Annotated in this window: 12 protein-coding genes; 5 read left to right on the top strand and 7 right to left on the bottom strand. The window is 64.9% G+C overall.

Going from position 1 to position 12,040, the window contains the following annotated elements; translation table 11 throughout:
• The coding region (locus KDH09_01470; GenBank protein MCB0218338.1) for a tetratricopeptide repeat protein at nt 1-434 on the top strand (434 nt) is incomplete at its 5' end.
• A gap of 34 nt (nt 435-468) precedes the next feature.
• Here the strand turns inward: KDH09_01470 and KDH09_01465 are convergent.
• A complete protein-coding gene (locus tag KDH09_01465) occupies nt 469-2,121 on the bottom strand; it encodes an ABC transporter ATP-binding protein (GenBank protein ID MCB0218337.1) in 1,653 nt (550 codons plus the stop codon).
• A 101-nt stretch (nt 2,122-2,222) separates the two neighbouring features.
• On the opposite strand from KDH09_01465, the gene KDH09_01460 reads away from it, so the two are divergent.
• From KDH09_01460 to KDH09_01450, 3 genes are read left to right on the top strand one after another with little or no spacing between them, the layout of a single operon-like run.
• Nucleotides 2,223-2,429: a PqqD family protein gene (locus tag KDH09_01460; protein ID MCB0218336.1), complete on the top strand. Its 207-nt coding sequence runs from the start codon at nt 2,223-2,225 to the stop codon at nt 2,427-2,429.
• A gap of 3 nt (nt 2,430-2,432) precedes the next feature.
• Nucleotides 2,433-3,680, top strand: coding sequence for a hypothetical protein (locus tag KDH09_01455; protein ID MCB0218335.1), 1,248 nt, complete (start codon nt 2,433-2,435; stop codon nt 3,678-3,680).
• A gap of 2 nt (nt 3,681-3,682) precedes the next feature.
• Entirely contained in the window at nt 3,683-4,774 is a 1,092-nt protein-coding gene (locus KDH09_01450) for a radical SAM protein (protein ID MCB0218334.1), read from the top strand.
• Here KDH09_01450 and KDH09_01445 read toward each other — a convergent pair.
• Nucleotides 4,771-4,980, bottom strand: coding sequence for a hypothetical protein (locus KDH09_01445; protein ID MCB0218333.1), 210 nt, complete (start codon nt 4,978-4,980; stop codon nt 4,771-4,773). The two genes, KDH09_01450 and KDH09_01445, sit on opposite strands and share 4 nt — an antisense overlap.
• 86 nt (nt 4,981-5,066) lie before the next feature.
• Here KDH09_01445 and KDH09_01440 point away from each other — a divergent pair, with 86 nt between their 5' ends.
• Entirely contained in the window at nt 5,067-6,071 is a 1,005-nt protein-coding gene (locus tag KDH09_01440) for a nucleotidyltransferase family protein (protein ID MCB0218332.1), read from the top strand.
• Here KDH09_01440 and KDH09_01435 read toward each other — a convergent pair.
• From KDH09_01435 to KDH09_01415, 5 genes are all read right to left on the bottom strand, one after another.
• Nucleotides 6,068-6,955, bottom strand: coding sequence for a hypothetical protein (locus KDH09_01435; GenBank protein ID MCB0218331.1), 888 nt, complete (start codon nt 6,953-6,955; stop codon nt 6,068-6,070). The genes KDH09_01440 and KDH09_01435 overlap by 4 nt on opposite strands.
• 2 nt (nt 6,956-6,957) lie before the next feature.
• On the bottom strand, nt 6,958-7,995 hold the full coding sequence (locus KDH09_01430) for an NAD(P)-dependent glycerol-3-phosphate dehydrogenase (protein MCB0218330.1): 1,038 nt from the start codon (nt 7,993-7,995) through the stop codon (nt 6,958-6,960).
• On the bottom strand, nt 7,992-9,590 hold the full coding sequence (locus KDH09_01425; GenBank protein ID MCB0218329.1) for a 1-acyl-sn-glycerol-3-phosphate acyltransferase: 1,599 nt from the start codon (nt 9,588-9,590) through the stop codon (nt 7,992-7,994). The genes KDH09_01430 and KDH09_01425 overlap by 4 nt, the downstream gene beginning before the upstream one ends.
• A 174-nt stretch (nt 9,591-9,764) precedes the next feature.
• A complete protein-coding gene (locus KDH09_01420; protein ID MCB0218328.1) occupies nt 9,765-10,841 on the bottom strand; it encodes a MaoC family dehydratase in 1,077 nt (358 codons plus the stop codon).
• Nucleotides 10,842-10,876: 35 nt separating this feature from the next.
• On the bottom strand, nt 10,877-12,040 hold a 1,164-nt coding region (locus tag KDH09_01415; GenBank protein ID MCB0218327.1), incomplete at its 5' end, for an acyl-CoA dehydrogenase family protein.

Genomic DNA, 12,040 nt, shown 5'->3' with positions numbered 1-12,040 from the left:
GCTCCATCCAGCTTTTCCATGAAGCAGGCGAGATCCTGCGCGCTGCCGGGGTCGAACCCGAAGCCGCGCCCAACGTCTGGTGGACGATCTATGAGGGCCTGGGAACGAGCTTCGCCCAGCTCGGCAAGTTCGACAAGGCGCTGAGCTTCTACAAGCTTGCCGGCGCCGTTACGAAAGCGCCGCCGCGTGCCCGCGAAGAATCGGCCTACTATGTGGGGCGCGTCCAGCACGAGCTGGGAATGATTGACGAGGCGCTGCACACCTACGACACACTCTTTACGAAGAACGACGCATGGATCGAACAGGCCGAGCGCGATCCGCTACTGGCCGACCTGCGCCGCACCGAGCAGTGGCAGAACATGATGCGCTACTACATCAAGGTGCAGCAGCGCGAAAAGGGCGCGCCCGCACCTGAGCCCAAGCCCGGGGAATAGTCGAGGCCATCCAGAGCCCCCTGACGACCTGCAATCACGAAACCTGACTCAGCTTTCCACCATCGAGTCGCAGTTTCTGATCGGCCAGGTCGAGCAGATCGCCCTCGTGCGTCACCACCAGAAGGGTGCGAGGGCCATGCTCCTCCCGCAGGGTTTCGAGAATCCGCCCGCGGTGTCCGGCGTCGAGAAACACGCCGGGTTCGTCGAGCGCCAGCACCGGCGCGTCGCTCAGCAGCGCGCGGGCCAGCGAGAGCCGCTCGCGCTCGCCGCCCGAGAGGGCCTTGCCGCCCTCGCCGATATCCAGATCGAGCCCCGACTGCTCGCGCCCGATGCGCTCGGCCAGCGCCGCGCGCGCAAGCGCATGCCAGAGTTCTTCGTCACTCGCATCGGGCTTTGCCAGCAGCAGGTTCTCGCGCACCGTGCGCTCGGGGAATATGGGTTCCTGCGTTACCAGGGCGCACAGCCCCTTGAGAGAACCCGGCGCGCCGTCGCGCAGAATCTCTCCGGCTTTCGGATGCTCGGCCCCCAGCAACAACTTGAGCAGCGTGCTTTTCCCCTGCCCGGATTCACCGGTGATCGCAACCCACTCTCCGGCGCGAAGCTGGAGGTCCGCCCCGCGCAGCACTTCGTGCGAATCATCGTAGGAAAACTCCAGCGCGCGTACCTCCAGTGTCGAAAAGCCCCGCGGCGCCTCTTCGGCGGCGCTTTCCTCCTGCAGGAATTCGAGTGCGGCGGCCGTTGCCACGCGCCCGCGCGCAAGCTGCGGGAGAAGCCGCGCCAGTTCCGCCACCGGCGAGTAGAGCAGGAAAAGCAGCGGAATCGCCCCGATCATGGCGCCCGGCTCCAGGGACTCGGCCCCGAAGAGCAGCACCGCCAGCACGCCTGCGATGCGGATGAACTCGGTCGCCTGCGACCCGAAGGCCGAGTAGCGCGTGCTGGAGAGCGCCTGCGCGTAACCGGCGCGAAGCTGACGTGCAAGGGCGTCCACCGCGCGCCGGCGCGTATCGAATGCCGAGAGAATTTCTGCGCCCGAAAGCAATTGCGAGAGCCGCGAGGAATGGGCCACACGCGAGTCGCGCTCGCGCGCGGCAACGCCGGCCACGCCCTTTCCGACCACCAGCAAAACCAGAGCAAAGAGCGGCAACACCAATAGAGACGGCAGCAACACCTCGGGCGCGATCCAGGCCAGCATTCCCGCGAAGGCGACAATGCGCACCGGCACCAGCCAGCGGGTCTGAAAGAGCGCGCGCACATAGGCAAGCGTGCCCGTCACGTCGTCATTGAGGCGGTGAGTCAGCTCGCCGATTTCGGCCTTCGCCCAGAACGAGGGCGGCCGTCGCAGCATCCCGCCGAGCATCCGGGTCTGGAGGTCCTCAACAAAACCCTGCTCGGCCTGCATCTGGGCCAGCGGCGCGCGCCAGCGCAGTACCCCCAGCGCCACCATCAATCCCGCCAGCGCCCCCCCGGTGCGCCACTCGGAGAGGGCCTCCAGCGTGGGCACCCCGTCGGTGACCTCCCGAATGAGCTGCCAGAACACCGCCAGCAGCAGGAGCTGCCCGATCAGGGTTGCCACGCCCAGCGCGCTGGCCCACGCAAAACGGCCCCTGTGAGGGGCAAACAGGCCCATTGCGGCGGCGCGAATCTCGCCGCCGGAACCTGACTGGGGGTCTTGAAGCCGACTTTCCATGACGGATAGTCTAAACCCTATCTATGAGTGATGCAGAGACAGAGCGCAGATTCCGGCAGAAGCCGCGGATCGCCTGGCGAGAAATCGACGGGGAGGCCGTGTTGGTCGACCCCGTACGCGGCCGGATGCTCGTGCTCAACGACACGGGGCTGTATCTGTGGCAGGCGCTTGAGCTGCCAAAGAACACCGGGGAACTGGCCGATTCTCTCTGCGCCGAGTTCGCAGTGAGCGCCGAGACCGCAACCCGTGATGTGAACGTGTTTCTGGAATCCCTGCGCGAGAGAAACCTGCTGGAGGCTGCCGAGTAGGCAATGCAGATCGAGACCACATCCCTTGTTCGACAGGCCCTTCGCGAGTCGGGCTTCTGCTGGGTCAGCGTGCGCAGCGATTCCATGGCGCCAACCCTGCGCGCCGGCGATGAAGTGCGCATTGAACCGCTTCGCCGCCCGCCGCTTCCCGGCGAGGTGCTGGTCTTCCAGGGATTTCGCGGAATGACGGTGCACCGCTACCTCTATGCAACGCTCCGGCGGCGCGGCCTGTGGATTCGCACGAAGGGCGATGCCGCCCCCGGCGCCGACGCGCTCGTGCCGCTCAAGGCCGTCGTCGGGCGCGCCACCCGCGTGCGCCGTGCGGGCAGCGAAAAGACCATCAACCGCCGCGGCGGTGCCATTGGCGTGGCGCTCACCGCCGGAGAGCTCTTCGTGCGCTCCAGCCTGCGGAAGGCACTGACTCCCGCAACGCGGACGGAAACGCGCGCGCTGGCGGGCTACGGGCTTGCACTCGAAGTTGACCGCGCCTTCGATCCGGCGCTGCTCGACATGTGGCTCAAGCAGGCTTCGAATCAGAGCGCGACAAGCGCCCTTCGCCTTCGCCTGGATCGCAAGCTCCACCACGACGATCCGCTCCACGTGGAGCGCGAGGAAGACCGCATCTATTCGAGCGCGTTCGTGCTGGAGATGACGGGCAAGGACTTCGTGCTGCGCGTCGTACCGGCCGTTGGTGCACGCAATCACCCCTGCCCCAATGCCCTGGAAAACGGGCTGCGCGCGCTGCTGGCCACGCTGTGCAATCGTGATGAGAACTCCGTGATGCTGCATGCCGCAGCCGTCGCGCTCGATGAGACGAGCGGCGCGTGGATCGCGCCGGGCGCCTCGGGCACCGGGAAGACCACGCTCTGTCGCGTGCTGCAGGCCGAGGGCGCGCTCGTGCTCGGCGACGATCTCATTCTGCTGCGCAATACGCCCGAGGGCCTGATGGTAGAGGGAAGCCCCTTCTCGGGCGACGGGATCGACATTCCCAAGACCCCGGGTCGTTTTCCCCTGCACGGCTGGCTGATTCTCGAAAAAGCCGACCGCCACGAGCTGGGCGCCACCACCCCGGGGCGCGTCGCCGCCGCCATCGGCGGCGCCCTGCAGGGCCAGGGCATGGACGCCGAACAGATTCTTGAGCGCGCCAGCGTGCTCTCCGGGATGACCCCGGGATGGCGCCTGCGGTTTGCGCGCGCGCCGGGGCTCCGGCAGTATATGGATCAGGCGTTCAGGGACGGGAATCCGGATTAGACGTGGCATCTCGCTTCGAGCAAATTCGCCGCCGCGTGGCGGCGCGTAGCGGTTTCCTCACCGCCGCACTGGAACTGACCTACCGGTGCAACTTCGAGTGCGTGCACTGTTACTGCGTCGTCGGCGGCCCCCGCCAGGAGCTCTCCACCCGCGAATACATTTCCCTGCTCGATGATCTCAAGGCCGCAGGCTGCCTCACAGTCACGCTCACCGGCGGCGAGGCCATGCTGCGCCCGGATTTCTTCGAGATCGCCGAGCACGCCGCCCGCGAACGCTTCATCGTGCGCCTTTTCTCCAACGGCCTGCTGCTCGATGGCGAGCGCCTGGAGCGCGCGATGGCGCTCAATCTGATGAGTATCGACATCTCTCTCTACGGCGTGAGCGAGAGCACCTACCGCGCCGTCACCGGGCATGAGGGATTTGAGCGCGTCGCCAGCAACATCGATGCGCTTCGCACGCGCGGCCAGCGCATGCTCATCAAGCTGCCGATCATGCGCGAGAATTTTCACGAGCTCGATGAGATGGTTGCCTTCTGCACTTCGCGGGATCTTCCCTACAACATCGACGTGTGGATGACGCCCAAGGACGACGGTTCGATGAAACCGCTGGGCCACCAGATTTCCGATGAACAGCTTCGCGACTACTTCGCCCGTTATGCGCGCGGGGTGGAACCCAAGCCCCGCACGCTCGGCAGGGAGCTGTGCACCCTGGGACGCGGTACCGCCATCATCGGCCCCTACGGCGATGTGTTCGGCTGTGTGCAGTCAAAGATTTCTGTGGGCAATGTGCGCGAGCGCAACGTGGCCGAGATCTGGCGCGACGCGGAGTTTCTGGAGAAGGAACGCTCCCTGAAATTCAGCGATTTTGTCGAGTGCAATTCCTGCGAATTCCGCGAGAGCTGCTTCATCTGTCCTTCAGTGAGTTTCTACGAGAACGGCCGCTTCAACGGCCCGTCGAAATATGCCTGCAAGAGCGCGCAGATGCGCTACGAGATCGGGCAGTTCGAGTCCCGCCCCGTGCTCCACCAGATCGTGGTGCCGGGCAAGACGCAGCTCCGCGCTGAGCCCGCCGCTTCCGAAGAAAACGCCGCCTAGCTGTTTAGGAATCCGTTTTCGCAGACGCCCGAGGGGCTCATGGGATTGGGCTCGCCGGCCGTGCGTTTTACCGGAAGGCCCGGGTTCGAGGCCGGATCGCAGACCACCGCCACCGACTCGATCGTCTCTTCATGCACAATCGCGGGCGCCGCGTAGCTGCGGCGCGCCTTCTGGCCCTGTGGCCTTTTTGCGGCGGGGTCGTTCATTGGGTAGATCCTAGCGCCCCCGGTGCCGCCCAAGCAACCGGGCCGCCCCTTGGCCCCGGTGGGCCTGCCTCGCTAGAGTCCATCCCATGGAGAGCCCTCCCCACGAGATTCTGGCCCGCCTGTGGCTGTGCAGCCTGCTGGCCATGGAAGGCGGCGCCTGCCGGGCAGCGGCGCTGCCCCATGACTCCCCGGAATTCTGGGATGCGGCGCAACGCATTGCCGTCGGTCACGGGCTCGCCCCCCTGCTGGCCCGCCACGCATCCCGGGGGCTGTGGCCCAAAGAGAATCAGAAGGAGCTCGACCGCGCGCGCAGCTACACACTGGCCGCGAACCTGGTGCAGCTCGACGCCGGAAATGAGCTGCTCGGCTCCCTTGAGAATGCCGGAATTCCGGTCGCGCCGATTAAGGGGCTGGCACTGCTGCGCGCCGGGATCTACGAGCCAGGCGAGCGTCCGATGACGGACATCGACCTGCTGGTGCGCGCGGCCGACATTGAACGCGCACGCGACCTGGTTCTGGAATCCGGCTGGGAGGTGGTCGATTGCTCGCGCGCCGCGCGGCTTCGTCACCACCACTGGGTCTTTCTGCTGCCAGGCCAGCCCGCCGTGGGACTCGACCTGCACTGGACCCCCGCCACCGGTGAGCGCGTGATGCCCGACTGGGACGCGCTGGGCGTTACCGAAGGAAGCGATCCATCCCTGAGCGTGCAGCTCTTCTTTCTCGCCGCCAACACCGCCCGCCACGGGTTCACGGGAAAACTGCTGTTCCTCCATGACCTGGCGCGCATTCTTCACGTGCGCCACGACGAAATCGATTGGGGATTTCTCGAAGTGCTTGCCACGCAGACCCGCTCCCGGCGCGCCGTGACCCTCGCACTGGCCTGCGCTGCCGAGGCCTTCGGACCGCGGGTACCGGCCCGCTCGGGATTCGAGCCCTCGGCCTACGACCGACGCATTCTAAAGAGCCTGTGGCCGCTCTCTAGTTGGGAATCGCGCTGGGGAGGCAGGGCGCTCCGGCTGGCAACAGCGGATTCGCCTGCCGGCACGCTGCGCACCGGGGGCAAGGGATTGCTGAATCTGCTGCGTCGCTAGAGAACCAGATACCGGTGCGGGCACCAGTAGCCCGTGTCATCGGCCGGGGCCTTGCCGAAAATGCCCTCGCCGTCCGGGGCGGCCTGCCGAACGCTTTCAAGGCTCTGGTCGCTGAGCAGACCCTCGGTGTGCAGCACCTTCGCGGCGGCAAAGAATGTCGGACAGCCCAGCACCCCGGCGCCGAATTCGGCGATGCTCTCGCCGCCGGGCTGGCGGATGAGGTGCACGTAGATCCGCTCCACGCACTCGCGCTCGGGAAGCGGTTCGGCCAGCGAGGCGATCTCTTCGGCGTAGTGATGCTCGGTGCCGCCGACAACGAGCGTGTCGTGCAGCGCCCGGCCCCGCACCCGCCCGGCGGCTACGTCGGCAAAGAGTGCAAAGGCCAGCGCGTCCTTCTCCGCATCGTCACCGAACAGATGAAAGCGACACCCCGCCGGCAGATCGCGATAGAGCATCAGCAGCGCGGCCAGCTTGTATCCGACCTGTTCTTTGACCTGCGTGAACTCACGCCGCAGAATCAGGCGCGGCCAGTCCTTGTAACTCACACCATCGTATTCCACCCCGTCGAGCAGCATCTTCTTGCCGATGGGAAGCTCCAGCACCGGCGGGCTGGCGGAGACGAAGAACAGCGGCCGGTGCTCGCGCCCGGTTTTCCCTTCGCGAAGTCCGTGCAGCAGCGCGATGGTTCCCGGCACTGCCTGTTTGTCCACGCCGAACTCGAAGGGAATTTTCACAATGTGTTTGAGCTGGGAAAAGCGCGTTTCGAGATAGGTCTTGTCGATGTCCCAGACGAAGACGGGTCCCTCGTAACGGGGATCGAGCTCGCGCTCCATGATACGGAGCATCGGATAAGGTTTCTTGAGCCGCTGGCGCTCGGGTCGCATGTTCAGTGTCCCTGCAGGGCGCGATCGATGTCGTAGCGCGAGGAGAGCTGCATGAGCTCGCGAATGCCTTCGGCCGGCGTGAGATTCTCGTGCAGGGCGCGGTAGACCGATTCCAGCAGCGGCACATCGAGCCGGTGGCGCTCGGCGATCGAATGCACGACCTTCGCGGTGTTCACGCCCTCGGCCACCATGCCGAGCTTTTCGACCGCCTCGTCGAGCTTCATGCCCTTCGCCAGCGCCGCGCCCACGCGGTGGTTGCGCGAGAGGGGGCTCGAACAGGTCACCATCAGATCACCGATGCCGGCCAGACCGGCAAAGGTCATCGGATCGGCCCCAAGCGCCACGCCGATGCGCGCGATCTCCGAAAGCCCGCGCGTGATCAGCAGGGCCTTGGCGTTCTCACCCAGATCCAGTGCGCTGAGCATACCGGCTGCAATCGCGACGACGTTCTTGAGCGTCCCGCCCAGTTCCACACCAACTACATCGGTGTTGGCATAGACGCGAAGCTGCTCGCTCACCAACGCGCTGCGTCCGGCCTCGATCACGCGGGGGAATTCCGAGGCAATGACCGTACCGGCGGGTTTTCCCTGGCACATTTCCAGCGCGATGTTCGGGCCCGAGAGCACACCGAACTGCAGCGCGCAGGTTTCCTGGAGCAGCACCTCCGACATGCGCAGGTGCGTCCTTGATTCGATTCCCTTGGTGGCGTGGATGACGAACTGGCTGGGGCGCAGAACCTCGCCCATGGCGCGCACGACTTCGCGGAAAGACTTCGACGGGATCACCACGAAAATGAGCGGCGCCCCGACGATCGCTTCTTCGAGATCGTTGGTCGCCGTGATGTTCTGCGAGAGGCGTGTGTCTTCGAGATAGCGCGTGTTCGTGTGGTGAGTATTGATCTCTTCGCGCTGCTTCTCACTGCGGCACCACAGCGAAACCGGGTAGCCGTTGGCGCCGATCATGTGCGCCACGGTGCTGCCCCAGTTACCGGCCCCCAGAACGGCGATGCGGGGCTTTTTCTCACCTGCCTGCCTGCTCATCCGGGCCTCCGCGGCGGCACCAGCCGGCGGGTGCCCATCAGGCCGTACCCGTCGAGCCGGTTGCGGTAGTAAAAGACCAGATTGCCGTCACCGACATGAAGGCGCACGCCCTTGCGCTGGATGACCGGGGTCGTGTGGTAGATGCCGAAGCTCTTGAGCGCCCGGCGCATGATCTCGGGGATATCGCCGCTGCCCACGCTCTGGGAGAGGCGGATCCCGCCCTTGCCGGCGAGGGCCTGCAGTTCTTCGAGAAGCAGCGCCAGGGCTTGCTCCACGTCGGGCATGGGCAGGCTGATCTCGGGGCCGAGACCGCGCAGGAAGCGATAGAGGTCACGCTCGTTGCTCTTCTTGCGGAGCAGCTCGAAGAAGGCGAAGGCCACCACATTGGTGGGCAGCGCCACGTTCTCCCTCTGGAAAGCACCGACGAGTCGCCTGGCCACATTGCCGGTGTAGACCGAGTCGCGAACCCCGTCCTCGCCCACTTCACCATCGACAAGCAGATACTCGGACGGATCGATCTTCCGGCCACGCGGGTCGAGGGAATTGCCCTGCTCATCGACGTCGTTGCCGAAGGGGTCGAGCGGTTTGCCGATCGTGATGTAGATGCGCAGGTCGAGCGCGAAGAGCCCGCGCAGGAAGTCGAGCCAGCGCCGCACTTTGGAAAACTCGTCATCGACGATGATGTAGCGCTGCTTGCCGGCCTCACGCAGGTAGTCGTCGATGAGTGTCGAAGCTTCCAGCACCAGCGGGTAGGAGATCGTGCACGGCACGATGTAGATGTTCGATGTTTCCTTGCCGCGCATCACGTTCTGGCGGTAGGCGGCGATGCTGGTGCCGAGCAGGCCCTTTTTGAGATAGGCCTCCACGGCGCCCGAACGGCTGCGCGTGCCGCCGGGGAAGAACAGGTTGTCGGCATCGAACTCCAGCGTGACCGTGGCGTATTCCTTGAGCGTCTCGCGATAGAGCGGGTCGGTCTTGAGCCGGTCCACCGTGTAGGCGCCAAGGTTGTGCATGAAGTAACCGACGATCGGATTCGAGAAGAGATTGAGCCCCGCTCCGTAGGTAAAGGGCGGCAGCCCCATTCGATGCAGCGCCAGCCCCAGCACCATCGAATCGAGGTTCGAACTGTGCGTGGGCGTGAGCACAATGGTCCCGCGCTCGTGCAGGCGCTGGAGGGTCTCCACCTCACCCTGGATGATGAGGTGCTCATCCAGACTCGGCACGTCCCGCAGGCGCGTGACCAGGCGACCGGGCGAGAGACCGTTCAGCAGGGCGTTCATCATGGGCGGCGCAAACTTCGTTGCGACGGCATAGGCCTTGGGATCGAAGTGCCCCTGGATCTCGCGCGCGTAGCGCTCGACGATTTCGTGCAGGAGCCGTTGCTGGCGATTGACCGAGGCGCGCGGCAGTTCGTGCCGGATCTTCGAGTAGAAGGCACGATCGGCCTTGGCTTCATCGCTGCTGCCGGCCTTGCTCAGGCGAAGATGCTCGTGGTAGAGCGTCTCGTTGATAACCTCTTCGACGGGCTGGCCGGTGCCGCTTTCGGCGCGGGCGAGCATCCGCTCGACCATGCGGCCTACCACCTCCGAAGCCATCTTGAATTCTTCGCCCTTGTACATCGTGCAGGTGAGTGTACCTCACCGGCGCTCGCGCTCAAGACGCAGCGCGTTTGAGAACGGGGTTTGTTTTCGGCCCTCTGGCAAGCACATCAGCGCAAAAAAAAGCGCCCGGGCCATCGGGTCCGGGCGCTCGAATCCATTCGGGCTGGGTCAGCGGCGCCTGGGCATCAGGAGCCAGTAGTCCAGATCCAGCACCACGTTCTCGTGATAGACCTGCTTACCGTCCTTGTCGACCTTGAGGGTGACCTCTTCCTTAACAGGATCGGCGTTCTTGACCGCCACGAGGCGGACCCGCACGGCGCCGCAATCGCTGCGACCGGGCACTTCGGCGGTATCGAGCACCTCGCTCCAGGCATAGATCGTGTCCCCTGCAAAGGTCGGGTTCGAGTGCGCGCCGCCGTTCCAGGCCAGGATTGCCAGCGCGTTTTCAAAGCCGTTGAACGAGAGCGAGCGGGCCAGCGAGATGATGTGCCCGCCGTAGATCAGCCGCTTGCCAAAGCGCGTGTCCTTGGCCGCGTAGGCGTCAAAATGAACCTTCGCGGTGTTCTGATACAGGCGCGTGGCCAGCATGTGCTCGGCCTCTTCAATGGTCATCCCGTCGACGTGGTCAATGCGCTCGCCCTTCTCGTAGTCCTCGAAGAAAGCGCGCGCGCCGCTGGGCCAGTTCTCGTACTGATCGAGCTTGAGGCACGGGTGCACCTGCAGCTCTTCGGGCTTTACCTCTTTGGGCATCTCGGGAACGACGGCCTCACCGGGCATCGGGGTTCCGGGATCGCGCTTGTTCACCATCACCCAGCGGTAGAAGTCCAGCACGGTATCGCCGCGCTGGTTCGTGCCGGTCGTTTGCACCCACACGATGCCGTTCTTGCCGCTGGTGTTTTCCTTCTTGCCCAGCACCTTCGAGACGGTGCGCAGCGTATCGCCCGGATAGACCGGCGCCAGAAAACGCACGGCGGCGTAACCCAGGTTCGCCACGGCGTTCAGGGAAACATCGGGCACGGACTTTCCAAAGACAACGTGGAAGGTCAGCAGATCGTTGATGGTCTCGCGCTCGTAGCCCAGGCTGCGCGCATACTCGGCCGAGCAGTGCAGCGGAAAGCGGTCGCCGTAGAGTGAGATGTAGAGCGACTGATCGCCCTCGGTCACCGTGCGCGGAATGGCGTGCTCGAGGGTCGAGCCAATCTCGAAGTCTTCGAGGTAGTTGCCCGGGTTGGTCTTCTTCGCCATGACTTCGTCCTTACTGTTTTGTTGCGCTTTGCCGATTAGTCGCTGAGCACGCGGCGCGCGATCACCTGGGCCTGGATCTCGGATGCACCTTCGAAGATCGAGAGGATGCGCGAATCGGCCAGCACGCGGCTGATCGGATACTCGGTGGCAAAACCGTTGCCGCCGTGGATCTGCACGCCCATGTCGGCGCTCTCCCAGGCGACCTTGGCGGCCAGCAGCTTGGCCATGCCGGCTTCGAGGTCGCAGCGCTTGTCGGAGTCCTTCTGGCGCGCCGAGAAGTAGGTGATCTGGCGGCTCGCCATGATGCCGATCGCCATGTTGGCGAGCTTGTACCAAACGCGCGGGAACTCGATGAGCGGCTTGCCGAACTGCACGCGCTCGGTGGCGTACTGGTAGGCCATGTCGAAGGCGGCCTGCGCGACGCCCACCGCGCGGGCGGCGGTCTGGATGCGCGCCGATTCGAAGGTGGTCATGAGCTGCTTGAAGCCCCGTCCCTCTTCACCGCCGAGCAGGTTGCCGGCCGGGACCTTGAAGTCCTCGAAGCCCAGCGCGTATTCCTTCATGCCGCGGTAACCGATGACCGGAATCTCGTCGCCCTCGATGCCCTCGTCGGGAAAGGGGTTGTCCTCGGTCCCACGGGTCTTGGTCGCCAGGAACATGGACAGGCCGCTGTAGCCCGAATCATCGGGATTGGTACGCGCCAGCAGCGTCATCAGGTCCGCGCGGGCTGCGTGGGTGATCCAGGTCTTCTGGCCGTTGATGATGTAGTTGTCCCCGTCCTTGACGGCCTTGGTCTTGAGTGTGGCGAGGTCCGAGCCGTTGTCGGGCTCGGTAAAGACGGCCGTCGGCAGGACTTCACCACCCGCAAGCTTGGGCAGGAATTCCTTCTTCTGGTCCTCGGTGCCGCCAAGGCGAATGAGCTCGCCGGCGATCTCCGTGCGGGTTCCCAGCGAACCCACGCCGATGTAGCCGCGCGAGAGTTCCTCGGTCACAACGCACATGGCCATCTTGCCAAGACCCGACCCCCCGTATTCCTCGGGGATGGTCAGGCCGAACACGCCCAGCTCGGCCATCTCGTTGATGATCTCGATGGGGATGAGCTTGTCCTGGTCGTGGACCTCGGGGGCGAGCGGGATGACCTTGTCGTTCGAGAACTTTGCGAACTGGTCCTGGATCATTTCCAGCGTGTCATCGTTGAT

The sequence above is a fragment of the Chrysiogenia bacterium genome, from assembly GCA_020434085.1.
GTDB lineage: Bacteria > JAGRBM01 > JAGRBM01 > JAGRBM01 > JAGRBM01 > JAGRBM01.
The sequence above is the reverse complement of the archived record's forward strand: the minus strand, read 5'-3'. Positions and strand labels throughout refer to the sequence as shown.